Annotated in this window: 24 protein-coding genes and 1 other RNA gene; 6 read left to right on the top strand and 19 right to left on the bottom strand. The window is 62.5% G+C overall.

Annotated features, from left to right (window positions below; genetic code table 11):
• Positions 1 to 6: 6 nt before the first annotated feature.
• Entirely contained in the window at positions 7 to 1,500 is a 1,494-nt protein-coding gene (locus tag ACODTO_RS25450; protein ID WP_489107253.1) for a GGDEF domain-containing protein, read from the top strand.
• Positions 1,501 to 1,768: 268 nt separating this feature from the next.
• Here the strand turns inward: ACODTO_RS25450 and ACODTO_RS25455 are convergent, their stop codons facing one another.
• Positions 1,769 to 2,371 carry a TetR/AcrR family transcriptional regulator gene (locus tag ACODTO_RS25455; RefSeq protein ID WP_176563002.1) on the bottom strand — a complete coding sequence of 201 codons (603 nt, stop codon included), beginning with the start codon at positions 2,369 to 2,371 and terminating at the stop codon, positions 1,769 to 1,771.
• 91 nt (positions 2,372 to 2,462) lie between these two features.
• Here ACODTO_RS25455 and ACODTO_RS25460 point away from each other — a divergent pair, with 91 nt between their 5' ends.
• Positions 2,463 to 3,452 (top strand): CE1 family esterase, encoded by a 990-nt coding sequence (locus tag ACODTO_RS25460; RefSeq protein ID WP_489107254.1) that lies wholly within the window; start codon positions 2,463 to 2,465, stop codon positions 3,450 to 3,452.
• Positions 3,453 to 3,573: 121 nt separating this feature from the next.
• Here the strand turns inward: ACODTO_RS25460 and lpxC are convergent, their stop codons facing one another.
• The 18 genes from lpxC to rsmI form a co-directional block, all read right to left on the bottom strand.
• Positions 3,574 to 4,485, bottom strand: a complete 912-nt coding sequence (lpxC, locus tag ACODTO_RS25465; RefSeq protein WP_010452622.1) for a UDP-3-O-acyl-N-acetylglucosamine deacetylase — start codon at positions 4,483 to 4,485, stop codon at positions 3,574 to 3,576.
• Between the two features lie 112 nt (positions 4,486 to 4,597).
• Positions 4,598 to 5,791, bottom strand: a complete 1,194-nt coding sequence (gene ftsZ / locus ACODTO_RS25470) for a cell division protein FtsZ (RefSeq protein ID WP_047701346.1) — start codon at positions 5,789 to 5,791, stop codon at positions 4,598 to 4,600.
• A 99-nt stretch (positions 5,792 to 5,890) separates the two neighbouring features.
• Positions 5,891 to 7,150, bottom strand: coding sequence for a cell division protein FtsA (gene ftsA / locus ACODTO_RS25475; RefSeq protein ID WP_139644916.1), 1,260 nt, complete (start codon positions 7,148 to 7,150; stop codon positions 5,891 to 5,893).
• Positions 7,151 to 7,165: 15 nt separating this feature from the next.
• Positions 7,166 to 8,032 (bottom strand): cell division protein FtsQ/DivIB, encoded by an 867-nt coding sequence (locus ACODTO_RS25480; protein WP_489107255.1) that lies wholly within the window; start codon positions 8,030 to 8,032, stop codon positions 7,166 to 7,168.
• 3 nt (positions 8,033 to 8,035) lie between these two features.
• Positions 8,036 to 9,001: a D-alanine--D-alanine ligase gene (locus tag ACODTO_RS25485; protein WP_175364011.1), complete on the bottom strand. Its 966-nt coding sequence runs from the start codon at positions 8,999 to 9,001 to the stop codon at positions 8,036 to 8,038.
• Entirely contained in the window at positions 8,998 to 10,458 is a 1,461-nt protein-coding gene (gene murC / locus ACODTO_RS25490) for a UDP-N-acetylmuramate--L-alanine ligase (protein WP_139644912.1), read from the bottom strand. The genes ACODTO_RS25485 and murC overlap by 4 nt, the downstream gene beginning before the upstream one ends.
• Complete coding sequence (gene murG, locus ACODTO_RS25495; RefSeq protein WP_139644910.1) at positions 10,451 to 11,521, bottom strand: undecaprenyldiphospho-muramoylpentapeptide beta-N-acetylglucosaminyltransferase; 1,071 nt, start codon at positions 11,519 to 11,521, stop codon at positions 10,451 to 10,453. The genes murC and murG overlap by 8 nt, the downstream gene beginning before the upstream one ends.
• Positions 11,511 to 12,728 carry a putative lipid II flippase FtsW gene (ftsW, locus tag ACODTO_RS25500; protein ID WP_041020569.1) on the bottom strand — a complete coding sequence of 406 codons (1,218 nt, stop codon included), beginning with the start codon at positions 12,726 to 12,728 and terminating at the stop codon, positions 11,511 to 11,513. Before ftsW ends, murG begins: the two co-directional genes overlap by 11 nt.
• On the bottom strand, positions 12,725 to 14,071 hold the full coding sequence (murD, locus tag ACODTO_RS25505; RefSeq protein ID WP_047701351.1) for a UDP-N-acetylmuramoyl-L-alanine--D-glutamate ligase: 1,347 nt from the start codon (positions 14,069 to 14,071) through the stop codon (positions 12,725 to 12,727). Before murD ends, ftsW begins: the two co-directional genes overlap by 4 nt.
• A gap of 5 nt (positions 14,072 to 14,076) precedes the next feature.
• On the bottom strand, positions 14,077 to 15,159 hold the full coding sequence (gene mraY / locus ACODTO_RS25510; RefSeq protein WP_041020571.1) for a phospho-N-acetylmuramoyl-pentapeptide-transferase: 1,083 nt from the start codon (positions 15,157 to 15,159) through the stop codon (positions 14,077 to 14,079).
• Entirely contained in the window at positions 15,159 to 16,526 is a 1,368-nt protein-coding gene (locus ACODTO_RS25515) for a UDP-N-acetylmuramoyl-tripeptide--D-alanyl-D-alanine ligase (RefSeq protein WP_139644908.1), read from the bottom strand. Before ACODTO_RS25515 ends, mraY begins: the two co-directional genes overlap by 1 nt.
• Positions 16,519 to 17,982 carry a UDP-N-acetylmuramoyl-L-alanyl-D-glutamate--2,6-diaminopimelate ligase gene (locus ACODTO_RS25520; RefSeq protein WP_175364008.1) on the bottom strand — a complete coding sequence of 488 codons (1,464 nt, stop codon included), beginning with the start codon at positions 17,980 to 17,982 and terminating at the stop codon, positions 16,519 to 16,521. The genes ACODTO_RS25515 and ACODTO_RS25520 overlap by 8 nt, the downstream gene beginning before the upstream one ends.
• The gene (locus tag ACODTO_RS25525; RefSeq protein ID WP_175364018.1) at positions 17,982 to 19,721 is read right to left on the bottom strand and encodes a peptidoglycan D,D-transpeptidase FtsI family protein; all 1,740 of its coding nucleotides are present in this window, start codon (positions 19,719 to 19,721) and stop codon (positions 17,982 to 17,984) included. The genes ACODTO_RS25520 and ACODTO_RS25525 overlap by 1 nt, the downstream gene beginning before the upstream one ends.
• A complete protein-coding gene (ftsL, locus tag ACODTO_RS25530; RefSeq protein ID WP_041020575.1) occupies positions 19,721 to 20,014 on the bottom strand; it encodes a cell division protein FtsL in 294 nt (97 codons plus the stop codon). The genes ACODTO_RS25525 and ftsL overlap by 1 nt, the downstream gene beginning before the upstream one ends.
• The gene (gene rsmH, locus ACODTO_RS25535) at positions 20,011 to 20,958 is read right to left on the bottom strand and encodes a 16S rRNA (cytosine(1402)-N(4))-methyltransferase RsmH (RefSeq protein ID WP_373682458.1); all 948 of its coding nucleotides are present in this window, start codon (positions 20,956 to 20,958) and stop codon (positions 20,011 to 20,013) included. The genes ftsL and rsmH overlap by 4 nt, the downstream gene beginning before the upstream one ends.
• Positions 20,955 to 21,410, bottom strand: a complete 456-nt coding sequence (mraZ, locus tag ACODTO_RS25540; RefSeq protein ID WP_003205355.1) for a division/cell wall cluster transcriptional repressor MraZ — start codon at positions 21,408 to 21,410, stop codon at positions 20,955 to 20,957. The genes rsmH and mraZ overlap by 4 nt, the downstream gene beginning before the upstream one ends.
• Before the next feature lie 307 nt (positions 21,411 to 21,717).
• Positions 21,718 to 22,071, bottom strand: an RNA gene (rnpB, locus tag ACODTO_RS25545) — RNase P RNA component class A.
• A 74-nt stretch (positions 22,072 to 22,145) separates the two neighbouring features.
• Entirely contained in the window at positions 22,146 to 23,018 is an 873-nt protein-coding gene (rsmI, locus tag ACODTO_RS25550) for a 16S rRNA (cytidine(1402)-2'-O)-methyltransferase (RefSeq protein ID WP_041020577.1), read from the bottom strand.
• Between the two features lie 232 nt (positions 23,019 to 23,250).
• On the opposite strand from rsmI, the gene ACODTO_RS25555 reads away from it, so the two are divergent.
• The 4 genes from ACODTO_RS25555 to ACODTO_RS25570 all read left to right on the top strand — a co-directional run bounded on the left by ACODTO_RS25555 (position 23,251) and on the right by ACODTO_RS25570 (position 26,702).
• Positions 23,251 to 25,062 (top strand): penicillin-binding protein activator, encoded by a 1,812-nt coding sequence (locus ACODTO_RS25555; RefSeq protein WP_489107256.1) that lies wholly within the window; start codon positions 23,251 to 23,253, stop codon positions 25,060 to 25,062.
• Complete coding sequence (locus ACODTO_RS25560) at positions 25,062 to 25,424, top strand: YraN family protein (RefSeq protein WP_139644901.1); 363 nt, start codon at positions 25,062 to 25,064, stop codon at positions 25,422 to 25,424. The genes ACODTO_RS25555 and ACODTO_RS25560 overlap by 1 nt, the downstream gene beginning before the upstream one ends.
• Before the next feature lie 109 nt (positions 25,425 to 25,533).
• The gene (locus tag ACODTO_RS25565) at positions 25,534 to 26,127 is read left to right on the top strand and encodes a phosphoheptose isomerase (RefSeq protein ID WP_139644899.1); all 594 of its coding nucleotides are present in this window, start codon (positions 25,534 to 25,536) and stop codon (positions 26,125 to 26,127) included.
• A complete protein-coding gene (locus tag ACODTO_RS25570; protein ID WP_024781263.1) occupies positions 26,124 to 26,702 on the top strand; it encodes a BON domain-containing protein in 579 nt (192 codons plus the stop codon). The genes ACODTO_RS25565 and ACODTO_RS25570 overlap by 4 nt, the downstream gene beginning before the upstream one ends.
• Positions 26,703 to 26,997 lie beyond the last annotated feature (295 nt).

A 26,997-nucleotide genomic window follows, 5' to 3' on the forward strand; every position in this document is an offset into this window, starting at 1 on the left:
GGAATCATGAGCACCAGCAGTGCGACACCCTGCAGCACCCCGCTTTCGATACGCTCGGAGCGGGTACTCGTACTGGCCAGCTCACTGGTTGTCATTGCCATCCTGGGCATCGTGACCTTCCTGCTGATACGCGAACACGCCAACGCCCGTGAAGCAGCGACACGCGCGGCCAGCAATATCGTGCAGTTGATCGATGCCGACGTGCTGCGCAACGTCGAACTCTACGACTTGTCGGTGCAAGGCCTGATTGCCGCGGCCCAGCGCGACGACCTGAAAGACGTCTCACCGGCCATCCGGCACCTGGCCCTGTTCGACCGCTCCACCGCCGCGCCTTACAAAGGCGACATCCTGCTGCTGGACAAACAAGGCGATGTCATCGCTGACTCGGCCTCGGTCGAACCACGCATCGGCAATTATGCTGAGCGGGAATATTTCCAGTCCCACGTCCAGAACCCAAGCCCGGAGATGATGATCAGCCGCCCCTTCCGAGCCCGGAGTGGCGAGCACGACTGGCGTATCAGTTTCAGTCGCCGACTGAGCGACGAACGAGGCGATTTCCTCGGCGTGGCCGAAGCCGCGATGCGCTTGAGTTACTTCAGCCAATTGTTCAGAAGCTTGAACATCGGGCATGGCGGTACGGTCAACCTGATCAGCCGCGACGGAATCCTGCTGGCACAGGAACCGCCCCTGGCCGAGGACATGATCGGCAGGGACTTCAGCAACCGGCCAAATTTCGTGCGCATCCTGCATGAAGGTAACGGCAGCTTCACCAGCACTTCCGGTTTTGACCAGAAACAGCGCCTCTACACCTTTTCACAGGTAGGCAACTTGCCGTTGATTGTCGTGGTGGCGCTCTCCTCCGAAGAGGTCTTTGCTTCATGGCTACGCACGACGCTGATCGTCAGCGGCGCCACCGGCGCTCTGTGCATCGGCCTGCTCTGGCTCACCTGGCTGCTGCGCCGGGAACTGAGACGCCGCCATCGCGCGGAACGGGAACTGGCCCAACGGGCGGCCACCGATCCGCTGACAGGTCTGGCCAACCGCAGGGCCCTGGATGAAACGCTGCAAAGAGAATGGCTACGGGCCTTGCGCTCGGGCCAACCGCTGTCGGTGCTGATGGTCGATGCCGACCACTTCAAGGCTTTCAATGATCGCCATGGCCATCAACAGGGTGACGAGGCACTGCGCACCTTGGCACGGCTGATCAGCGAGCGTGTCCGTCGCCCTGCCGACCTCGCAGCACGCTACGGTGGCGAAGAGTTCTCGGTGGTGTTACCGGAAACCAATACCGCCGGGGCCTTTGCCATGGCTCAAAGCATTCGCGAAGCGGTGGAACAACTGCCCGTCCGGCCGGGCGACGCGCCCATGACCGTCAGCATCGGCATCGCGACCTGGTCCCAGGGACCGTATGGCGACTTCGAACAGCTCCTGTTCGCCGCCGACAAAGCGCTATACCAGGCCAAGGCCAGCGGGCGCAATTGCGTGGTCTGCGCGATGTAATACCCCTCGCCACGAACGCTCTCCCCCGCTGCCTTTCCCCTGGGATAGGCGGCCCAAAGGGGCAGCGCTCAGTGATTTCTGTCTTGGGAAAACAGCGCCGAATATCGCCGCGCAGGATCAGTTCATTTGCTTCAAGCCGGGCCTTGACCTCACCCGCTTCGTTGCCGACTTACTAATGCACCAGCGCCTCACGTCCCATTTCCGGTCTCCTTCTGTTGGCAACATCCGCGAAGTGTCCGCCGAAGAGGGCGACGCCCGCCTGTCACATTTAAGCTTGTGCCCCGTTCCACCACTGCCGCGTCATCGCCTGCACACTGGCGGCCAGCCAGTCGAGGAATTCCATTTCCTTTGCCAGGTTGCCGCCGTCCAGCCAGTTGAGATAGGCGTCCAGCAGGAAGCTCGACACCATCCGCGCCAGCATGGCCGGATCGCCGGGCATGATGCCCGGCTCGCCCAATGCTTCTTGCATGCGATGGATGGTGCGTTCGGCAAGAACCGTATGCAGATGGTCCACATACCGCCCGAAGCGTGGATCGTGGGGCGCCTGACGCAGCAGTATCCGCAGGGCGGCGCGCTTCTGTCGCGCCAACGCCAGGGTATGCGGCAGGCGCTCGGTCCACTTGTCCGCCGGCATGGCATCGACGCCGAGCAGTGCCTCGACCATGTCGGCCAATACCGCGTCGATCAGCGCATCCTTCGATCCGAAGTAGCGATAGAGCACGACCTTGGAGACACCAGCATGCGCGGCAATCGCGTCAATGGTGACGCTGCGCAGCCCATGCGCGTCGATCGCGTCTGCCGCGCTTGCGATCAACAAGGCACGCCGGTTGGTCCTGTGATCTTCGAGCATATCTGCATAGGTGCCGGTCATAGCCCGATTTTCGTTCACGTACGGCATGGTTACAAGATGTTACTATACAGTAACATCGGGGATCGGCGTGGCGACAAAGGAACGGTGCAACATGAACAGAGCCAGACTTTTCTTAACATACGGTTTGATCGCAGCCTCTCTTGTTGGCACGGTCGAGGCACAGCCAAGATTGCTGGAACGGTTGCGCGAGGCGCGGGAGGCGCGCGCCGAACGAGCCGAGCAGGCCGACAACAGCCGCGCTGTGTCGAAGACGCTGCGGGTCGGAGGCCTCGACCGCAGCTATCTGCTCCTCGACGAGCATCGCGGCAACGGTCCCGCGCCGCTGGTGATCGTGCTGCATGGCGGCGGCGGTAGTCCCGAAACGATGATTCCGCGCTGGGAACAGCAGGCGCAGACCGCCGGATTGGTGGTCGCCGCCCCCAAGGGGATTGGCCGTAACGATAGAATGGGCACCTGGAACGCCAGCGGTTGTTGCGGTGAGGCAGTGTCGAAGGGCGTGGACGATGTCGGCTTCGTTGCCGCCGTTATCGACGACGTATCCAAGCAAATGCAGATCGACAGACGCCGCATCTATGTTGCCGGTTTTTCCAACGGCGGCATGCTGACCCATCGCGTTGCAATCGCTCTCGGCGATCGAATTGCCGCCGCTGCTGTAGTTTCCGGCGCGCTGTTCGGCAATGAAAGTACCGCGCGCACGCCTGTGCCGATGCTCGTCATACACGGTGAGCAGGATCCCGTCGTTGGTTTCAACGGCGGTATGAGCCAGACTGGCTTCGTCGCCAAGGGGCAGACGATCCCGTTCGAGCCGGTCCGCTATGCCGTGAATTTCTGGCGCAGGGCCAATGGCTGCAAAGGCAACCCTTCGGTAACGCAGCGACCCGGCGTGAAGATGGAGAGCAGCGTCAGTTGCCACGGCAACGCCGATATCGTGTTTTACGATTTGCCGAACGGCGGCCATAGTTGGCCGGGATCAAGCAGCGGAAAGGGCCTGGGGCGCAGCGGAAGCGACAGCGGCGCAAGCGCCGCGCCTATAGATGCGACCGGTACAATCTGGGACTTCTTCGAGGCGCACACCCGGTAATGGGCGCAACGCGATCTGCGGTTGCTGTGGCGTAGTCCAGCGAAGTTCGGTGCTGGAGTCATGCGGAAATAAAAAAAGGCCACCCGAAGGCAGCCCTTAAAAAACTAGAGAGGTTTTTTGCTTACACGGCCGCAACAGGGCGCATGTAAGAGATCGGTGCGGTACTGGCGTCTTCGAACGTCACGACTTCCCAAGCATCTTTCTGCTCAATCAACTTGCGCAGCAGCTGGTTGTTCAGTGCGTGGCCGGACTTGAAGCCCTTGAACTCACCAATCAGGCTATTGCCCAGCAGGTAGAGGTCGCCGATTGCATCGAGGATCTTGTGTTTGACGAATTCGTCTTCATAGCGAAGGCCGTCTTCATTCAACACGCCATCGGAATCGACCACGATCGCGTTTTCAACACTGCCGCCGAGTGCGAGGTTGTGCTTGCGCAGGTACTCGATGTCACTCATGAAACCAAAAGTACGGGCGCGGCTGACTTCTTTTACGAACGAAGTGCTGGAAAAATCCACGCTTGCACTCTGGGTGCGGTCACGGAAAACCGGGTGATCGAAATCGATCTCGAAGCTCACCTTGAAACCATCGAAAGGGACGAAAGTGGCGCGCTTGTCGCCGTCTTCCACTGTCACTTCCCGCAGGATGCGGATGAACTTCTTGGCCGCGTCCTGCTCTTCCAGGCCAGCCGATTGAATCAGGAATACGAAGGGTCCGGCGCTGCCATCCATGATCGGGACTTCGGACGCGGAGAGCTCGACGTAGGCGTTATCGATGCCCAGGCCAGCCATGGCCGAGAGCAAATGCTCCACCGTGTCCACTTTGGTGTCACCGTTGACCAGTGTGGTCGACATGGTGGTTTCACCAACATTTTCCGCGCGAGCAGGAATCTGCACCACAGGGTCGAGGTCGGCACGACAAAACACAATGCCGGTGTCGACAGGCGCGGGCTTGAGGGTCAGGTAGACCTTCTCGCCGGAGTGCAGGCCGACACCTGTGGCACGGATAATATTCTTCAGGGTGCGTTGTTTAATCATGGCATGGGCCGCTTCAGCGCAAATTGCGAACTGGTATCAACAAAGGCTGGCGATGATAGCAGACCAGACCTTTGCTGAACACCAATCACCCGAATACCCCTGATACATTTCATCAATCGGCCTGACGACGCAGGAAGGCCGGGATATCCAGGTAGTCCAGATCGTCTTGTGGATTCATCTTCGCGGCAGTCGCAGCACCGGCCTGGGCCTGGTTGCGCATGACGGTCGGACGGTCCAGGTCGCGGTAGTTCACCGCAGGCTGTTCCTGACGAACGGGGGCTTGCTGCTGAGGCTGCGAGGCCATTGTGGTTTGGACGGTGTTGTCGATCACCTTCATCGGCTTCTCGATTTTCGCACCCAGGCCGGTGGCAACCACGGTCACGTGCAGCTCGTCACGCATGTCCGGATCGATCACGGTGCCGACCTTGACCATGGCGTGGTCGGAAGCGAACGCTTCGATGATGCTACCCACGTCGGAGTACTCGCCCAAGGACAGGTCCGGACCAGCGGTGATGTTCACCAGGATGCCGCGAGCGCCCTGCAGGTTCACATCTTCGAGCAGCGGGTTGCGGATGGCCGCTTCGGTGGCTTCGCGAGCACGGTTCGGACCGCTGGCGCAGCCAGTGCCCATCATCGCCATGCCCATTTCGGACATCACGGTGCGTACGTCGGCGAAGTCGACGTTGATCATGCCCGGACGCTTGATGATGTCGGAGATACCGCGAACGGCACCGGCCAGTACGTCATCGGCCTTGGCGAAAGCCGACAGCAGGCTGGCGTCTTTACCGAGGATGGTCAGCAGTTTCTCGTTGGGGATGGTGATCAACGAGTCGACGCTGTCGCTCAGCGCGCGGATGCCTTCATCGGCAATCTGCATGCGCTTGCGGCCTTCGAACGGGAACGGACGGGTCACCACCGCAACGGTGAGGATGCCCATTTCCTTGGCCACTTCGGCAATGATCGGCGCCGCACCGGTACCGGTACCGCCGCCCATGCCCGTGGTGATGAACACCATGTTGGTGCCGGCCAGGACTTCAGCGATGCGCTCGCGGTCTTCCAGGGCAGCCTGACGGCCAACCTCGGGATTCGCGCCGGCACCCAGGCCCTTGGTCACGCCGGTACCCAGTTGCAGGATGGTCCGCGCGCCAATGTTCTTCAGCGCTTGAGCATCGGTGTTGGCGCAGATGAATTCGACGCCTTCGATGTTGCTCTTGACCATGTGATTGACAGCGTTGCCGCCGCCACCGCCGACACCGATTACTTTGATAACCGGGCTAGCGGGGATGTTGTCTACGAGTTCGAACATTTTCCCTCTCCTTACATTCTCTAGTTTTTTTCGCCTACTGCGTTTGTTGCCCTTCCAGCGCCAGGCCTGAAACCTGTCGCCCGAAGCCTGAAACCTGTATCAGAAATTGCCTTTGACCCACGCCTGGAGCCGCTCGAACAGCGGAGCCTTCGGCTCGTCGCTGTTGTAGCTGTCGCGGCTGCCGATCCCCGAGAACGAGATCCCGTCGGACTGCTTCTGCAGGCCGTACATCAACAGGCCCACGCCGGTGGAATAGATCGGGTTGCGCACCACGTCATCCAGACCCTTGACGCCATGGGGCACACCCAGGCGTACCGGCATGTGGAAGATTTCCTCGGCCAGCTCGACTGCGCCTTCCATCTTCGACGTACCGCCGGTCAGCACGATGCCGGCCGGGATCAGGTCTTCGTAGCCGCTGCGACGCAGCTCGGCCTGGATCAACGTGAACAGTTCGTCGTAGCGCGGCTCGACCACTTCGGCCAGGGCCTGGCGGGACAGCTCGCGCGGAGGACGGTCGCCGACGCTCGGCACCTTGATGGTTTCACCGGCACCGGCCAGTTTCGCCAGGGCGCAGGCGTAGCGGATCTTGATTTCCTCGGCGTACTGGGTCGGGGTGCGCAACGCCATGGCGATGTCGTTGGTCACCTGGTCACCGGCAATCGGGATCACCGCGGTGTGGCGAATGGCGCCTTCGGTGAAGATCGCGATGTCGGTGGTGCCGCCGCCGATGTCCACCAGGCACACGCCCAGTTCCTTCTCGTCGTCGGTCAGTACCGAGTAGGCCGAAGCCAGTTGCTCGAGGATGATGTCGTCGATTTCCAGGCCGCAACGGCGCACGCATTTCTCGATGTTCTGCGCAGCGTTCACGGCGCAGGTCACCACGTGGACCTTGGCTTCCAGGCGCACGCCGGACATGCCCAGGGGCTCGCGCACGCCTTCCTGGTTGTCGATCACGTAATCCTGCGGCAGGGTGTGCAGCACCCGCTGGTCGGCCGGAATCGCCACGGCCTGTGCCGCGTCGAGCACGCGCTCGAGGTCGGCGGAGCTGACTTCGCGATCACGGATCGCGACGATACCGTGGGAGTTCAGGCTGCGGATGTGATTACCCGCCACGCCGACGAACGCCGAGTGGATCCGGCAACCGGCCATCAGCTGCGCTTCTTCGATGGCGCGCTGGATCGATTGCACGGTGGACTCGATGTTCACCACCACACCTTTCTTCAGGCCACGGGACGGATGGGTACCGATCCCGACGATGACCAGCGTGCCGTCGTCCGCAACCTCGCCTACCAGCGCAACCACCTTGGAAGTGCCGATATCCAGCCCGACGATCATTTTTCCGCTTTGCACGTTTGCCATGGGTCCTGCCTCTTCTTAATTCTTCGCGACGGCGGGTTGGGCCGTCGTGGGCGCTACCGGTTCCCGCCAGCCAACAGCCAGGCCATTGGCGTAGCGCAGATCGATGCGCGCGATGTTCGTAAACTGTTCTTTGAGCGTCTTGTCGTAGATGGCGATGAAGCGGCGCATCTTTTCCACCAGGTTGCCGCGACCGAGCAGCAGCTCGATGCCCGGCCCCGAGCTGCCCGCGCCAGTGGTCAGGAACCAGCTGCCGCGCTCGCGCAATTCCAGGCGCGCGATGGAGAAGCCCAACGGCCGCAGCATCTGGCTCAACACCTGGTATTGCTGCATCACCTGCTGCTGGGCCCGCTGCGGGCCGAACAACTGTGGCAAATGTTCGTAGTTGGCCAGTTCCCGCGGCGTGAACGCCTGGCCCTGGTTGTTCAACAGCGACTCGTCACCCCAACGGGCCACCGGCAGTTGTTCTTCCAGGCGGATCGAGACCTGGTCAGGCCACACGCGCCGGACTTCGGCATGGGCAATCCAGGGCATTTGCTCCAGTTCCGTGCGCATGCCAGCCAGGTCGATGGTGAAGAAGCTCGACGCCACGAACGGGGCGATCCGCTGCTGCACCGCCTGCTGGCTGATGTAGCTGAGGTCGCCCTGGACGTTGATCCGGGCGATCGGCCGGTCGGCGTAAGGCAGCAACCGCTGGGCGCCTTCATACGTACCGAACCCCAACGCCACCAACAGCACCGGCCAGAACAGGCTCTTGAGAAAGCCAAAGTTGGCTTTCGGCAAGCGCGCCGACATCGGCTCTTTGGCCACCATTCGGCTGGCACCCCGCGGCACCGGCTTGCGACCGGGTGCGGATGGCTGATGACGAAGCGATGCGCCTTGCATGGCTTAACCTCGTGGCTCTTGATTGCCGACACTGGCGGCCAGGATCGACAGCACCAGTTGCTGGAAATCCAGACCGGCGGCACGGGCCGCCATCGGTACCAGACTGTGATCGGTCATGCCGGGCGCGGTGTTGACCTCCAGGAACCAGAACTGACCCTCGGCGTCCTGCATCACGTCCGCCCGTCCCCAACCGGCAATGCCCAACGCCTCACAGGCCTTGGCCGTGAGGTCCATCAGTTCTTTTTCCTTGGTGCTGTCCAGGCCGCAGGGAATGCGGTACTGGGTGTCATTGGCCACGTACTTGGCGTCGTAGTCATAGAACGTATGGGGCGTGCCCAGCGCAATCGGCGGCAACACCTGGTCACGCAGGGTGGCGATGGTGAACTCGGGACCGGTGATCCATTGCTCGACCAACACTTGCGAATCGTAGGAACTGGCGTCTTTCCATGCCGCGGTCAACTCAGGCAGCGAATTCACTTTCGCCATGCCGATACTTGAACCTTCATGGGCCGGTTTGACGATCAAAGGGAAGCCCAGTTCCGTGGCCGCCGAAATACAGTCGGCCTCGGACGCCAGCACGGCATGCCGCGGCGTCGGGATGCCGAGGCTGTGCCAGACCTGCTTGGTGCGCAGCTTGTCCATCGCCAGGGCCGATGCCAGGATGCCGCTGCCGGTGTAGGGAATGCCCAGGCATTCGAGCAGGCCTTGCATGCTGCCGTCTTCGCCGCCGCGACCATGGAGAATGATGAATGCGCGGTCGATCTTTTCGCTCAGCAGGCGCTGCAGGAAGTCATCGCCCACGTCGATGCCGAATGCATCGACGCCGGCGCTTTGCAGGGCTTCGAGCACGGCCTTGCCGGACTTGAGGGACACCTCGCGCTCGGCACTCTTGCCACCGAACAGCACGGCGACGCGGCCGAAGGCTTTCGGGTCAAGGGTGGAGACCAGGTTGGCGTAGGCAGCAGTCATTTCAGTTTCCCCTCGCTGGAGGCCACGGTGGCACCGGCGAATAACGGACTTTTCAACAGTTTCGGCGCCAGGCCACCGATGTCACCGGCCCCTTGGCACAACAGGATGTCGCCGGCGCGCAGCAGCGGCTTGACCAACGGCGCGAGGTCCACGCCGCGCTCGATATAGATCGGGTCCAGTTGACCGCGCTGGCGGATGCTGTGGCACAGCTGACGGCTGTCGGCGCCCGGGATAGGCTCTTCGCCGGCCGGATAGACTTCCATCAACAGCAGCACGTTGGCGTCGGTCAGTACCTGAACGAAATCGTCGTACAGGTCGCGGGTGCGGCTGTAGCGGTGCGGCTGGTAGACCATCACCAGGCGGCGCTCCGGCCAACCACCGCGCACGGCCTTGATCACCGCCGCGACCTCGGTCGGGTGGTGGCCGTAGTCGTCCACCAGCATCACGTTGCCGCCGTCCACCGGCAGCTCGCCATAGACCTGGAAGCGTCGACCCACGCCCTGGAAGCCGGACAGCCCTTGGACGATGGCTTCATCGCTGACACCTTCGTCGGTGGCAATGCAAATGGTGGCCAAGGCATTGAGCACGTTGTGGTTGCCCGGCATGTTCACCGACACGTCCAGCGGTTCGCGGTCGGGACGCAGCACCGTGAAGAACGTCTGCATGCCTTGTTGGCGCACGTTGATAGCGCGCACGTCGGCTTCTTCGCCGAAACCGTAGGTCACGGTCGGACGCTTGATCAGCGGCAGGATTTCACGCACCACCGGGTCATCCATGCACACCACCGCCAAACCGTAGAACGGCAGGTTGTGAAGGAACTCGACGAAGGTCTTCTTCAACTTGTTGAAGTCGCCGCCGTAGGTCGCCATGTGGTCGGCGTCGATGTTGGTGACCACGGCCACCAGCGGTTGCAGGTGCAGGAAGCTCGCGTCACTCTCGTCGGCTTCGGCGATCAGGTAGCGGCTGGTGCCCAGTTGGGCATTGGTGCCCGCGGCATTCAGACGACCGCCGATCACGAAGGTCGGGTCCAGGCCGCCGGCGGCGAACACCGAGGCGATCAGGCTGGTGGTGGTGGTCTTGCCGTGGGTACCGGCCACGGCGATACCGTGGCGATAGCGCATCAGCTCGGCCAGCATCTCGGCACGGGGCACCACTGGAATGCGGCGTTCCAGGGCGGTGGCGACTTCCGGGTTGGAGGTGTTCACGGCGCTGGAAACCACCAGCACATCGGCATTGGCGGCGTTCTCGGCACGGTGGCCGATAAAGATCTGGGCACCGAAGGATTCCAGGCGCTCGGTGACCGGCGAAGCCTTCAGGTCGGAACCGGAGACCTGATAGCCCAGGTTCAGCAGCACTTCGGCGATCCCGCACATGCCCACGCCGCCGATACCGACGAAGTGGATGCGGCGGATGCGGCGCATCTCCGGCTGTGGCATGGCTTTGCGATTCTCAACCATGGGCCACCTCCAGGCAGGTATCGACCACTTGGGCCGTTGCATCGGGTTTGGCCAGGCGGCGCGCGGCGCGGGCCATGTCTTCAAGTCGTTGCGGTTGCATCAAGACCTCTGTCAGGCGGGCGGCAAGATCCGCGGCGCCGGTCGTTCTTTGCGGCAGCAGGAAGGCAGCGCCTTCTCGGGCCAAATAATCGGCATTGCGGGTCTGGTGATCGTCGATGGCGTGGGGCAAAGGCACCAGCATCGAGGGCAGACCGGCGGCAGCCAGTTCACTGATGGTCAGCGCGCCTGCGCGACAGATCACCAGGTCGGCCCAGCCATAGGCTTGGGCCATGTCTTTGATGAACGGCTGCACTTGCGCCTCGACGCCTGCGGCGCGGTAGCGCTCGGCGGTCACTTCATCGTGGTGCTTGCCGGCCTGGTGAAAGACTTCCGGCCGCAGTTCGGAAGCGACCTGCGACAAGGCTTCGGGCAGCAATTTGTTCAACGGCTCTGCCCCCAGGCTCCCACCCAGGACCAGCAAACGCGCTTTGCGTCCGACCAGGGTCGGGCGCGGGGTATCGAGAAACAGCTCGGTACGCACCGGATTACCGGTGGTGCGGCGGCTGCCCGACAGGGTAAAGGTGTCGGGAAAGGCTTCACAGACCCGGGCGGCCAACGGCACCAGTAACCGATTGGCGGTACCGGCGACGGCGTTCTGTTCGTGAACGATCACCGGCACGCCGGCCAGTTTCGCCGCGACACCGCCCGGACCAGTCACATAACCACCGAACCCGACCACGCAGACCGGCCGCAGCCGACGAATGATCGCCCGCGCCTGCCAGACCGACTTGAGCAACATCAGCGGGGCCTTGAGCAAGGACAGCTTGCCCTTACCCCGCAGGCCGCTGGCATTGATCCGGTGCAATTCCAGACCCGCACCGGGAACCAGTTCATTCTCGATGCCTCGTGGCGTGCCCAGCCAATGCACGGTGTAGCCGCGCGCCTGGAACTCCCGGGCACAGGCCAACGCCGGGAAGACATGCCCGCCGGTGCCGCCGGCCATGATCAGCACGTTAGCGCCCATGAGTCGGCTCCTCGGCGAAGTCGCTCTCCTGGAATTCCATCTCTTCGCTGCCCAGGTGCGTCCGGCTCTCCCATTCGATGCGCAACAGCAAACCGAGGCAGGCACAGCAGATCACCAGGGAGCTGCCGCCATAACTGAGGAACGGCAGCGTCAGGCCCTTGGTCGGCAGCAGGCCGACGTTCACACCGATGTTGATCAGGAACTGACCAATCCACAGGAACGACAGACCGTAGGCCACATAAGCGGCGAAGAACTGCTTGGCCTTCTCGGCCCACAAACCGATGTACATGCCACGCACGCAGACAAACACGAACAGGGCCACGGTGCACAACGACCCCACCACGCCCAGTTCTTCGGCCAGCACCGAGAACACGAAGTCGGTGTGGGCTTCCGGCAGGTAGAACTGTTTCTGCACGCTGTTGCCCAGGCCTACGCCCAGCCATTCGCCGCGCCCGAAAGCGATCAGCGCCTGGGTCAATTGATAACCGGAACCGAACTGGTCGGCCCACGGGTCGGTAAAGGTGATCAGGCGCGCCATCCGATAGGGTTGCGCCTGTACCAGCACTGTCACGGCAGCCACCGCCAGCGCCACCATCAGAATGAAGCGGAACAGCCCGACCCCGCCCAGGAACAGCATGGCCGCCGCCGCGCCCATCATCACCACCGTGGCGCCGAAGTCGGGCTCCATCAGCAGCAGGCCCGCCATGGGCAGCAATACGATGAATGGCTTGAAGAAGCCCATCCAGCTCTCGCGCACTTCTTTCTGGCGACGCACCAGATAACCAGCGAGGAAAAGCACCACAAAGACCTTGGCGATTTCCGAAGGCTGTACGTTGAAGAAACTGAAACCGATCCAGCGCATCGAGCCGTTGACCTCGCGGCCAATACCCGGCACCAGCACCATCACCAGCAGGCCAAAGGCGCCGAGCAGCATCATCCAGCCCAGGCGCTGCCAGGTGGCGATCGGCACCATCATGGTGACGACGCAGGCGCCCAGGCCGATCACCAGGTAAACCAGGTGGCGGATCATGTGGTACAGGGTGTTGCCGGATTGCACGGCAGCCACTTCCGACGACGCGGAAGTGATCATCACCAGACCCAGGCCGAGCAATGCCAGGCAGCCGGCGAGCATCGGGAAATCCAGGTCGATGCCACGCCCGGTGATCAGCGGCGACGGATACGGCTTGATGACGTTTCTCAGGCTCATGCCAAGTCCTCCGCGGCCCGGGCGAACAACTGCCCACGCTCTTCGTAGTTCTTGAACATGTCAAAACTGGCACAGGCTGGCGACAGCAGGACGGCATCGCCCGGCTGAGCGAGGGCACGGCATTGCTGCACAGCCTCGTCCAGCGAAGCGACACGAACCAGCGGAACGCCGTCGCCGATGGCCTCGGCGATCAGCTCGCGGTCACGTCCCATCAGCACCACGGCGCGGCAGTTGGCCGCTACCGGATCGCGCAGGTCCTTGAAGTCGGCCCCCTTGCCGTCGCCACCGGCGATCAGCACGAGCTTGCCCTCGATGTCTGCTCCCAGGCCCTCGATGGCGGCCAGCGCGGCCCCCACATTGGTGGCCTTGGAATCGTTGTACCAGGCCACGCCATCCAGGTCGCGAACCCACTGGCAGCGGTGTTCGAGACCGGCGAAGGTACGCAGCGCCGACAGCATGGCGTCGAACGGCAGGCCGACCGCATGCCCAAGGGCCAGGGCCGCCAACGCGTTGGCCTGGTTGTGGGCACCCCGGATCTTCAGCTCGCGCACCGGCATCAGGTTCTGGAATTCGAAGGCCAGGTATTTCTCGCCGTTCTCTTCCCGCAACCCGAAGCCCTTGAAGTCCGGTACGCCGAGGCCGAAGGACCAGCATGGCATGCCCTCGCCCAGCAGCGGACGGGTCAGGGCGTCCTGGCGGTTGAATACCACTTGCCGGGCACCCCGGAAAATCCGGTGCTTGGCCAAGTGATAGGCCGGCAGGCCGCTGTAGCGGTCCATGTGGTCTTCGCTGATGTTGAGCACAGTCGCCACTTCGGCGCCGAGATGATCGGTGGTCTCGAGCTGGAAGCTCGACAGCTCCATCACGTACAACTCGACGTCGTCGCTGAGCAGGTCCAGCGCCGGGGTTCCGAGGTTGCCGCCCACGGCGACCCGCTTGCCGGCCGCCGCGGCCATTTCGCCCACCAGGGTGGTGACGGTGCTTTTCGCATTGGAGCCGCTGATGGCGATGATCGGCGCCTTGGCGTTACGCGCGAACAGCTCGATATCACCGGACAATTTCACGCCACGGGCAGCAGCGGCCTGCAGGGCCGGCGTCGCCAGGGCCAGGCCGGGGCTCACGTAGAGCTCGTCGGCGCGGCACAGGAATTCGACGTCCAGCTCGCCACAACGCACGTCCACCTGCGGATAGTCACGCCGCAGCGTGGCCAGCTCAGGCGGATTCTCCCGCGTATCGGCCACGGCAAACGACACGCCCCGGCTCGCCAGGAAGCGAACCAGGGACATGCCGCTCTTGCCGAGGCCGACAACGATGCGGAAGTGGTCAGAAGCGATCAGGGACACTCGTTCTACCTCAGCTTCAGGGTGGCAAGGCCGATCAGCACCAGAATCACGGTGATGATCCAGAAACGGACGATCACGCGCGGCTCGGGCCAGCCCTTGAGTTCAAAATGGTGGTGGATCGGCGCCATGCGGAATACGCGGCGGCCGGTCAATTTAAAGGACGCAACCTGAATGACCACTGACAGGGTCTCCATCACGAACACGCCGCCCATGATGAACAGGACGATTTCCTGGCGAACGATGACGGCAATGGTGCCCAGGGCCGCGCCCAGCGCCAGCGCGCCGACGTCGCCCATGAATACCTGGGCCGGATAGGTGTTGAACCAGAGGAAACCCAGGCCGGCGCCGATCAACGCGCCGCAGAACACGATCAACTCACCCGCCCCAGGCACGTAGGGGATCAGCAGGTATTCGGCGAACTTCACGTTGCCCGACAGGTAGCAGAAGATCCCCAGCGCGCCGCCGACCATGACCGTTGGCATGATCGCCAGGCCATCGAGACCATCCGTGAGGTTGACAGCGTTGCTCGAACCGACGATCACCAGGTAGGTCAGCACGACGAAGCCCGCGCCCAGCGGAATGCTGTAGTCCTTGAGCATCGGCAGGATCAGGGTGGTTTCCACCGGCGAGGCGGCGGTCATATAAAGGAAGATCGCCGCGCCCAGGCCGAACACCGACTGCCAGAAATATTTCCAGCGGCTCGGCAGCCCGCGGGAGTTTTTCTCGATGACCTTGCGGTAGTCGTCCACCCAGCCGATGGCGCCGAACAACAGGGTCACCAGCAGCACGGTCCAGACATAGCGATTGGCCAGGTCGGCCCAGAGCAAGGTGCTGACGCCGATGGACGACAGGATCAACGCGCCACCCATGGTCGGGGTGCCGGATTTGGACAGGTGCGACTGCGGACCGTCGTTACGCACCGACTGGCCGATTTGCAGGTTCTGCAGGGTGCGGATCATCCACGGGCCCAGGAACAGCGACAACGACAGCGCGGTCAACACACCCAGGATCCCGCGCAGGGTCAGGTATTGGAAGACCGCGAAGCCTTTGTAGAACTGTTGCAGGTACTCCGCTAGCAGCAGCAGCATTAATGTTTCTCCGTACGGGTGCCGCACAGCGCCGCGACGATGTTTTCCATCGCTGCGCTACGAGAGCCCTTGATCAATAAGGTGGTGTTCGGGTCTTGCTCGGCACCCAGGGCCTGGATCAGGTCGGCCTGAGTGGTGAAATGCTGTGCGTGCTCGCCAAACGCGGCGACGGCGTGGGCCATCATCGGACCGACGGCATACAACGCGTCGACCTTGCCACGGGCATAGGCTCCGACATCGTGGTGCCCCTGTCGCGCCCACTCTCCCAATTCGCCGATATCTCCCAGCACCAGCACGGTGCGGCCGGAAAAACCGGCGAGGATATCCACCGCCGCACACATGGACGTCGGGTTGGCATTGTAGGTGTCGTCGATCACCCGCATGCCGTTGCTGGCCAGTTGCGCCACCGTGCGCCCCTTGACCGGTTGCACGGCGTTCAAGCCTGCGACGATGCCTGGAAGGGACACGCCCAGCGCATGGGCGGCGGCGGCGGCAGCCAGGGCGTTGGCGACGTTATGGGTGCCGAGCAGGTTCAACTGGACCCGCTCTGCACCGTCGGGACTGTGCAGGTTGAAGGCCGGGCAACCGCGGGCATCGCGGTCCAGGTCGCTGGCGTAGAAGTTCGCGGCGAGGTTGCTCAAGGCAAACGTCAGCACCTTGCGCTCACCCGCCCGCGCCTTCCAGATTTCGAACGCCTTGTCGTCGAGATTCAGCACGGCGACGCCATCGGCCTCAAGCCCCTCGATGATCTCGCCCTTGGCCTCGACGATTTTTTCCGGGCCACCGAACTCGCCAACATGGGCGGTCCCTGCGTTGTTGAGCACGGCGACGTGAGGCTTGGTCATGCCCACGGTGTAGGCGATCTCGCCGAGCCGCGAGGCACCCAGTTCGATGACGGCGGCGCTGTGCTCCGGCGCCAGTTCGAGCAGGGTCAACGGTACGCCGAGGTCATTGTTCAGGTTGCCCCGGGTCGCCAGCACCAGACCACGAGTACGCAGGATGCTGGCGAGCATTTCCTTGACCGTGGTCTTGCCGCTGGAACCGGTGATGGCCGCGACCGGATTGCCGAATGCTGCACGGTTCAGTGCGCCGAGCTGGCCCAGGGCCTGGCGGGTGTCGCCCACCAGCAGCTGTGGCAGCGCACTGTTGGTGACTTCGCGCTCGACCAATGCCGCGACCGCACCTTTGGCCGCCACATCATTCAGATAATCGTGGCCGTCAAAACGCGGTCCGGCCAAGGCGACGAACAGTTGTCCCGGGGCAATGGCCCGGCTGTCGATGCTGACGCCGTCGAAACAGGCATCCGCCGCGATGAGACGCGCATTCAGGGCGCCGGTCAGTTCGCTGAGTTTCAAGGCTTTAAGCATGGGCCACCTCCCAGGCGGTCAAGGCGTGATCGGCCTCGACCAGATCGGAGAAGCCATGGCGCACGCCGTTGATTTCCTGGTAATCCTCGTGCCCCTTGCCAGCCAGGACGACCACATCGTCCGCCGAAGCGCTGGCGATCAACTGGGCAATCGCCTGGCCGCGACCGGCGACGAAGGTCACCTTGTCCGCCGCCGAGAACCCGGCACGGATGTCATCGAAAATCTGCATCGGGTCTTCGCTGCGGGGGTTGTCGTCGGTGACGAGTACACCATCGGCCAACCGCTCCACCACTTCGGCCATCAGCGGGCGCTTGCCGCGATCGCGGTCGCCACCGCAGCCGAACAGGCAGAGCAATTTGCCTTTGGCGTGAGGCCGCAAGGCCATCAGGACTTTTTCCAGGGCGTCGGGGGTGTGGGCGTAATCGACCACCACCAGCGGTTGAGTACCACCACCCAGGCGCTGCATGCGACCGGCCGGGCCTTCGAGCTTCGGCAGGACCTTGAGGATTTCATCCAGCGCGTAGTCCAACCCCAGCAAGGCGCCGATGGCGGCCAATACGTTGCTCAGGTTGAAACGCCCCAGCAAAGTGCTGCGCAGATGGTGCTCGCCCTGTGGCGTGACCAGCGTGGCTCGCACACCCTCGTCGTCGAATTGCGCCTGGCGTACATAAAGGTGGGCGCCGGCATCTTCGAGGCTGTAAGTGATCAACCGGGACTCGCCCTGATTGGCCGCCAATTGCCGGCCGAACTCATCGTCGAGGTTGATGACCCGGCACTTCAGGTTGTTCCAGGCAAACAGCTTGGCCTTGGCTTCGCCATAGGCCTGCATGCTGCCGTGATAGTCCAGGTGATCCCGGGACAGATTAGTCAATACGGCGATGTCGAACGCCAGGGCGGTGACGCGCCCCTGGTCCAGGCCATGGGAGGAGACTTCCATCGCGACAGCCTTGGCACCGGCCTTTTTCAGGTCGGCCAGGGTCGCCTGCACGGCAATCGGGTTTGGCGTGGTGTGCAGGCCGCTCACCAGCGCACCGTGGAAACCGTTGCCCAGCGTCCCGACAATGCCGCAGTGCTGCCCCAACAGATCCAGCGCCTGGGCCACCAATTGGGTGACGCTGGTCTTGCCGTTGGTGCCGGTCACGCCAATCAGGTTCAGGTGACGGCTAGGCTCGCCATAAAAGCGCCCGGCGATGTCCGATAACTGCGCCGCGAGGCCCTTGACCGGAATCAGCGGCACGTCGGTGATTGGCAACACAGTCGCACCTTCCACCTCATACGCCACGGCAGCCGCGCCGCGCTGCAAGGCATCGGCGATGTGGGCGCGGCCGTCGTACCGTCCGCCCGGCACCGCCAGGAACAGGTCCCCGGCGCGGACATTGCGGCTGTCCAGGGCCAGTTCGCGAATCAGCAGATCGTGACCGGCGTGGGCAAAAATCTTGTTCAGGCTCAGGGACATCAGCCACGCCCTCCATCAGCTTTCAAAGGGACGACCGGTGCAGTGCTCGCCTGCTGGGTGGGCGGCAGGTTATCCGGGGTGACGTTCATCAGGCGCAGGGTGCCGGACATGACCTTGCTGAATACCGGCGCCGACACCAGGCCACCGAAGTAGCCCGCCTTGCTCGGCTCGTCGATGACCACCACGATGGCGTAGCGCGGGTCACTCATCGGCCCGAAGCCGGCGAACAGCGAACGGTAGGAGTTCTCGGCATAGCCCTTGGTCCCCACGGAGGTCTTGCGAGCCGTACCCGACTTGCCTGCGACGTGGTAGGCCGGCACCTGGGCGCGGAAGACGCCACGCGGCGCCTCGATGACCTGCTGCAACATGCCCTGCATGGTCTTGGCGACCTTCTCGGGGATCACCTGGGTGGTCTGCGGCGGCTTGTCGGTCTTGATCAGGGTCAGCGGCGCGATGCGGCCGTTGTTGGCCAACGCCGAGAACGCGTGGACCAACTGGATCGCCGTCACGGAAACCCCGTAGCCGTAGGACAGGGTTGCCGTCTCGGCCTTGCGCCATTCGCGATAGTTCGGCAGGTTGCCGACACGCTCGCCAGGGAAGCCCAGGCCGGTGTCCTGGCCGAGACCGATCTTCTGCGCCAGGCGATAGATGGTCTCACCGCCGATGTCGAAGGCGATCTTGCTCATGCCGACGTTACTGGAGTTGATCAGGATGCCGGTCAGGTCGAGCACCGGGCCTTCGGTCTTGGACACGTCGCGAATGGTGTACTTGCCGATCTGCAGGGTCCCCGGATACACCTCGACGGTGTCGCTCGGCTTCCAGCGCCCGGTTTCCAGCGCGGCGGCCATGGAAACGGCCTTCATGGTCGAACCCGGCTCGAACACGTCGATCATCGCGCGGTTGCGCATCATCGCCGGTTGCAGGTTGCGGCGGTTGTTCGGGTTGTAGGTGGGCTGGTTGACCATGGCCAGGATCTCGCCGGTCTTCACGTCCATGATCACCAGGCTGCCGGCCTTGGCACCGTTCTCGACGATGGCATTGCGCAGTTCGCGGTTGGCCAGGTATTGCAGGCGCAGATCAATGGACAACGCCAAGGGCTTGCCGGCCTTGGCGTTTTTGGTGACCTGGACATCCTTGATCAGCCTGCCGCGCCGATCCTTGATGACCTGGCGCTTGCCGGCGACCCCGGCGAGCCATTCGTCATAAGCCAGTTCCACACCTTCGCGCCCCCGGTCATCGATATCGGTAAAGCCGACCATGTGGGCCGTCACTTCACCGGCCGGATAAAAGCGCCGGAACTCTTCGATGCCATAGACGCCCGGCACTTTCAGGTCGAGCACGCTCTGGCCCTGCTCGGGCGTCAAGCCGCGCACCAGATAGATGAATTCCTTGTTGGCCTGGGCTTCCAGGCGTTCGGCCAGGGCCTTGGGGTCCTGCCCGAGCGCGGCGGCCAAGGCCGGCCATTTTTCCTTGGCCAACTGCATTTCCTTGGCGTTCGCCCACAAGGTGGTCACCGGAGTACTCACGGCCAAGGGTTCGCCATTGCGGTCGGTGATCAGGCCACGGTGAGCCGGGATCGGGATATGACGCACGCTGCGAGCGTCGCCCTGCCCCTTGAGGAAGTCACGGTCGACCACTTGCAGGTCGATGATGCGCCAGGAGATGGCCGCCACCATGATCCCGAGCAACCCCAGGACCAGACGGAACCGCCACGGGAACAGCGCCCCCTCGAGCTTCATCATGGCGCCACCATCTGCACTTCGGCAGCATTCGGGATGCGCATTTTCAGCTGTTCGGTGGCCAATACTTCGATGCGACTATGGGCCGTCCAGGTGCTCTGCTCCAGGATCAACCGGCCCCACTCGGCCTGTGCCTTGTCGCGCACGCTCAGTTCGTTATAAAGCGTATTGAGCAGCTGCCGGTTCCAGTGCGCGCTATAGGACACGCCGATGGCCGACACGAGCACGCCGATAAACAGCAGCAGCATGAAAAAGCTGCCGCCCGGCAGGGGCTTGGCGAAGAGCTTGCTCACCGCAACTTCTCCGCAACACGCATGACGGCGCTACGAGCGCGGGGATTGGCCTTGAGCTCCGCCTCGGAGGCGAACTGCGCCTTGCCATGGATCTTGATTTTCGGCACGAAGGCCTCGAAACGCACCGGCAGGTTGCGCGGCAGGTTGTCGGCCTCGCCCTTGGTGAGTTTGCGCATGAACAGCTTGACGATGCGGTCTTCCAGGGAATGGAAGCTGATCACCACCAGGCGACCGCCGATCTCCAGCGCTTCCAGGGCGGCGTCAAGGCCGGCCTCGAGGTCGCCCAGTTCGTTATTGACGTGGATGCGCAAACCCTGGAAGGCACGGGTCGCCGGGTTCTTGCCTTTCTCCCACGCCGGGTTGGCGACTTTCAGCACTTCGGCCAGGTCGCCGGTGCGCTCGAATGGCTTGATGTCACGGCGCTCCACAACGGCGCGCGCCATGCGCCCGGAGAAACGCTCTTCGCCGTACTCCTTGAAGACACGGGCGATTTCTTCCACCGCAGCGGTGTTGACGAATTCGGCGGCGCTGATTCCGCGAGACGGATCCATGCGCATGTCCAGCGGGCCATCATTGAGGAAACTGAAGCCGCGCTCAGGATCGTCCAACTGCGGCGAAGAGACGCCCAGGTCGAGCAGGATCCCGCTGACCTTGCCGGCCAGACCCCGTTCGGCGACCTCCGACCCCAGTTCCGCAAAGCTGCGCTGCACAATGACAAAGCGGCCGTCTTCGGCCGCCAGCGCTTGCCCGGTGGCAATCGCTTGAGGGTCCTTGTCGAATCCCAGCAGCCGGCCATCCGGACCGAGCTGGCTGAGAATCAGCCGGCTGTGCCCACCGCGCCCGAACGTGCCGTCCAGATAGCAGCCATCAGGACGTACGGCGAGGGCCTCGACGGCCTCGTCAAGCAGTACGGTGATGTGGTTAAAGCCGCTATTTATAGTCACAGGATCAAATCACGCAGTTCATCGGGCATGGCGCCCGGTTGTTGAATAGCAGCGAGGTCGGCGGCGGAAACCGCATTCCAGGCATCTTCGTCCCACAGTTGGAACTTGTTCAGTTGGCCCACCAGCATCGCGCGCTTGTCCAGCTTGGCGTACTCGCGAAGGCGCGGCGGAACCAGGAAACGACCGCTGCCATCGAGCTCCAGGTCGACGGCATTGCCGATCAGCAAGCGTTGCAGCCTGCGGTTTTCTTCACGCAGCGAAGGCAGTGCGCGCAGTTTGGTTTCGATGATTTCCCATTCATCCAACGGGTAGACACATAGACAGGGGTCAACGGCATCGATCGTGACGATCAACTGACCGGAACTACGCGAAACGAGCTCGTCACGGTACCGGCTCGGCATGGCGAGACGGCCCTTTGCATCGAGACTGATAGCGTTGGCTCCGCGAAACACGTCAGCGTTTCTCCAAAATCTAGCGTTTTACGTCCAAAAAACCCACTTCATGCCACTTTCCTCCACTCGCGCACACTATAGGAATGCGCCTACCGCACCGTCAAGGCGCGGATTGAAGGAAAAGCCTTATAGATCGGAGATTTAGGAGCGTTTCAGGAGGACCAACAAGAATCTGACGTAGGATTTTTCACCTCAACCCGAGCAACCACAGGAAGCTGCGCTCACAAGTTAAAGTGATTTGTTAAGAGTAAGATTTTTTTGGTCTTAGGAAATGCGTCTGCCAGTGATTTCGGCAGGAGGGGAAAAGGTGGAGAGTCGATCTGTAAGCCGGGTTCTGTCTTGAACAGTCATTCGTCTACGATGGCCATCACTGGACATCTTTAGCAACCTACCCGGTCCCAGCGCGGGCCACGCCTTGGGACCCTATTTGGTCTTGCTCCAAGTGGGGTTTACCTAGCCACGAACTGTTGCCAGCCGTGCGGTGCGCTCTTACCGCACCTTTTCACCCTTACCGGCGCCGAAACGCTTAGGCGGTTATTTTCTGTGGCACTTTCCGTAGGCTCACGCCTCCCAGGCATTACCTGGCACTTCGCCCTATGGAGCCCGGACTTTCCTCCCCCCTCTAATTCTCATAGAGGGCAGCGACTGTCCGATCGACTCTCCGCCGCGAAGGTTAACGGCAGAGCGCTTGAAGAACAAGCGCTAAAAGCCTTTGGCCATGTTGCCTGTCCGGTTTTACCGGGTCTTCTGCCGGTCCAGCGCGACCTGATACAGCACGTTCTTGCGCTCGCCGGTGATTTGCGCAGCCAGGGCGGCCGCACGCTTGAGCGGCATTTCCTCCAGCAGCAGGTCCAGGATCCGCATCGCCTCGCTACTGACAGCCTCTTCACTCTCCGGCGCGGTCCACCCTGCCACCAGGACGACACATTCGCCACGTTGCTGGTTGCTGTCGCTTTCGACAAAGGCCCGCAACTGCGCCAGCGGCAATCCCTTGAGGGTTTCGAAGGTCTTGGTCAGCTCACGCGCCAGGAGTGCCGGACGCTCGGGACCGAACACCAGCTCCATGTCTTGCAGGCACTCGAGGATGCGGTGCGGCGCCTCGTAGAAAATCAGCGTGCGCGGCTCTTCCTTTATGGACTCCAGGCGCGCTCGACGCCCCACGGCCTTGGCCGGCAGAAAGCCTTCGAAGATGAAGCGGTCCGATGGCAGGCCGGCCGCCGACAACGCCGCGATCAAGGCACAGGCGCCCGGCACCGGCACCACATTGATGCCCGCCGCGCGGGCCTGGCGCACCAGATGGTAGCCGGGGTCGGAAATCAGTGGCGTGCCCGCGTCGGAGATCAGCGCGACGTTATCACCCGCCAGCAGGCGCGTGATGAAACGACTCCCCTCGTCCCGTTCATTATGTTCGTGGCAAGCGGCAAGCGGCGTGGAAATACCGAAATGCTGCAGCAGCCGCTGGGAATGGCGGGTGTCTTCAGCCGCGATCAGGGCGACCTCCCGCAGGATCTTCAGCGCCCGGGCACTGATATCGTCCAGGTTGCCTATGGGCGTCGCCACCACATAAAGCGAGCCTGCAGCGGAATTCAAAGCACCTGGAGCAGTCAAAACGCGCACCTCACAATCGGTAAAACCGCCATTGTAGCGTGTGCCGGTCTCAGCCGTTCACATCATCCCTGTGGTGAGGGGATTTAGTGTCACCTCCCGAGTGAACGACGCTTTGTGCTGCACCACAACATTTGAACCATCTAAATTGATCGATTCACGCCACTGACATCGCGCCCCGGCCAGCGCTTGGGTACAATTCGACGCTAATTTGATCTCGTATCAGGACATTTACATGATCGCTTGCCTGCGGCTGCTCTCCGCCCTTTGCCTCGCCGCCCTTCTGGCGGCCTGCGCCAGCTCGCCCTCGTCCAGCCTTGGCGAACTTCCCCGGACCCCGGATGCCAGTATCGAGCAACTGCTCGAACAGGCCGCCCAAAGCAAAACACCGGAAAAAGCCGCCCTGCTGCGCCTGAGCGCAGCGGACCTGGCCTACCGCCAGGGCAATGCCGGCCAGTCCGCACAAATCCTGCAACAAGTGCCGATGGAACAGCTCAAGCCAGGCCAGCAGATTTTCGCCAGCACCCTGGCGGCGGAACTGGCAATGACGCGCAATCAGCCCAAGGCGGCGCTGACCGCCCTGAGCCACCCGAGCCTGCAACACCTGAGCGAAATGCCGGTGGAACAGCAGGTCCGCACCGGGACCGTCCATGCCCGCGCCCTCGAAGCCGATGGCCAGACCCTGGCAGCTGCGAAGGAACGCATCTTCATTGCGCCCCTGTTCGAAAACGAAGCCGCCGCTAAAAACCATGAAGCGATCTGGTCGCTGATTGCCTCGCTGCCCACCGATCAATTGCAACCGACCACCACCGATGACCTCGGCGGCTGGCTGAGCCTGGCCCGCGCCGTGAAAACCGCCGGCACCCTGGAACAGCAGCAAGCGGCCATCGACCATTGGCGCGAACAGAACCCGAAGCACCCGGCCGCCCTTCAGTTGCCGACACCCCTGGTCAAGCTCAAGGAACTGGCAAGCCAGCCCCTGAGCAAGATCGCCCTGCTGCTGCCGCAGAATGGCCAGTTGGCCGCAGTCGCCAAAGCCCTGCGTGAAGGCTTCATGGCATCGCACTACCAGGCCCAGCAGGCCGGACAGAACCCACCGAGCATCCAGTTCTACGACAGCTCGACCCTGACCTCCATGGACGAGTTCTATCGCAAGGCCCAGGCCGACGGCGTGCAACTGGTGGTCGGCCCCCTGGAAAAACCATTGGTCAAGCAGATCAGCACGCGTGCGCAGTTGCCGATCACCACCCTGGCATTGAACTACAGCGAAGGCGAGCAAGGCCCACCCCAGCTGTTCCAGTTCGGCCTGGCCCCCGAGGATGAAGCCCGCGAAGTCGCTCGTCGTGCCCGCGCCGACGGTCTGCATCGCGCAGCGGTCATGGTACCGAAGGGCGAATGGGGTGATCGCGTATTGAAAGCCTTCAGCCAGGACTGGCAAGCCACCGGCGGCTCCATTCTCGCCATCGAACGCGTCGACCAACCCGTGCAACTGGCCCAGCAGATCGCCGACATGTTCCAACTGCGCCAGAGCGAAGGTCGCGCCAAGAGCCTGCAGAACACCGTGGGCACCACGGTCGCGGCCCAGCCTTCCCGTCGCCAGGACATCGAGTTCATCTTCCTGGCGTCGACCCCACAGCAGGCCCAGCAGATCAAGCCGACCCTGAACTTCCAGTACGCTGGAGACGTGCCGGTCTATGCGACGTCCCAGGTGTTCAGCGCCAGCGGCGACCAGAACCAGTACAACGACATGAACGGTATTCGCTTCTGCGAAACCCCGTGGCTGCTTGATGCCAACGATCCATTGCGCAAGCAGGTCACTGCCCAGTGGCCACAAGCTGCCGGCAGCCTCGGCCGGTTGTATGCGATGGGGGCAGATGCCTATCGCCTGGCGCCGCGCCTGGGCCAACTCAAGACACTGCCGGACAGCCGTATCGAAGGCCTGACGGGCAGCCTGGCGGTGTCCCAGTCCCAACGGATTCAGCGTCAATTGCCTTGGGCCGAGTTCGTCAACGGCCAGGTACAGCGCCTGCCGGACACCCAGCGCTGATGCCCGAACGATCACGCCAGCAAAGCGGACGGGATGCCGAGGGCCAGGCCCTCGCGCATCTCCAGCAGCAAGGCCTGCGTCTGGTGGCGCAGAACTGGCTGTGTAAACGCGGCGAGCTTGATCTGGTCATGCTTGACGGCGATACAGTAGTATTCGTCGAAGTCCGCTACAGAAAAAATACCCAATGGGGTGGTGCGCTCGATAGCATCGACGAGCGCAAGCGCCAGAAACTGGTTTTCGCCGCGCAGTATTTCCTGCAAAACGAATCTCGCTGGGCTGATCATCCCTGCCGTTTCGACGTGGTTGCCATCGACAGCAACGCCGATCAGTTGAATTGGCTGCAGAATGCCTTCGACAGCTGAACGCCCACGCCCATGACGAACCGAGCCGGACACCTTCACTCAACTTGCTCTTTGCTTTGCGCGCCGCACACGTTTGTGCCGATAAGTCGCGCTATTTAAGGTCACACAGATGGACATGCAATCACGAATTCGCCAGCTTTTTCAGGCCAGTATCGACACCAAGCAACAGGCGATGGACGTACTTGCACCCTACATCGAGCAAGCCAGCCAAGTGATGGTCAACGCCCTGCTCAACGAAGGCAAAATGCTTTCGTGTGGCAATGGTGGTTCCGCCGGCGACGCCCAGCATTTCTCGTCCGAGCTGCTCAACCGTTTCGAGCGCGAACGCCCGAGCCTGCCGGCCATCGCGCTGACCACCGACAGCTCGACGATCACCTCGATCGCCAACGACTACAGCTACAACGAAATCTTCTCCAAACAGATCCGCGCCCTGGGCCAACCCGGCGATGTGCTGCTGGCGATTTCCACCAGCGGCAACTCGGCCAATATTATTCAGGCGATCCAGGCCGCACATGATCGCGAAATGATTGTCGTAGCATTGACCGGGCGCGACGGCGGCGGCATGGCTTCACTGCTGTTGCCTGAAGATGTCGAGATCCGCGTACCGGCCAAAGTCACCGCACGCATCCAGGAAGTCCACCTGCTGGCGATCCATTGTCTTTGCGACTTGATCGACAGCCAAATATTCGGGAGTGAAGAATGACCCCTAATCGCCTGGGCCTTCTGGCCCTGACCCTGTGCCTCGGCATCAGCGGCTGCACATCGGTGGTTAATGCCAGCCGGGAAAAGCCGATCGAAGACGACCGCGGCACCCGCACCTTCGGCAGCAAGATCGACGACTCCCTGATCGAAACCAAAGTCGGCGTGAACATCGCCAAGGCCGACCCGGACCTGGACAACAACTCGCACATCGTCGTCACCAGCTTCAACGGTGTCGTGCTGCTGGCGGGCCAGACCCCACGGGAAGACCTCAAGGCCAAGGCCGAGCAAGAGGCCAGTGCCGTACAACGGGTCAAGACCGTGCATAACGAATTGCAGGTCCTGCAACCGTCCTCGCTGCTGGCGCGTCAGAACGATGCCTGGCTGACCACCAAGATCAAGACCCAGATGCTGACCGATGCCAGCATTCCCGGCTCGCGTATCAAGGTTGTGACCGAGAATGGTATCGTTTACCTGCTGGGTCTGCTAACCAAGAAAGAGGCTGCTCAGGCGACCAATCTGGTGCAAGGGGTGTCTGGGGTGCAGAAGATCGTGAAGTTGTTTGAGTATATTGACTGAGGGTTGTTGCGGCTCTCGATGCTGCGCTTGGCTAGAAAACGGTGCTTCTTCAGACGGGGAAGCGCCGTTTTTTTGGGGAGGGTGTGGTTAGTGTGTATATCCGTTTCTGCGGTAACGGCTACTGGCGGCTCCGCCCTTACGGCGGGTTACTTTTGAAAAGGCGCCAAAAGTAACCAAAAGCGCCTCGCCCCACCACTGGGCACCTCGCCAAGGCTCGGTGTTCCCTCACTCCGGCATTGGTCCGTGGGCCCGCCGCGAAGGGCCATCCATGGCCCAGCGCGGCTATCCCGGCATC

It is taken from the genome of Pseudomonas sp. FG13 (genome assembly GCF_057809755.1).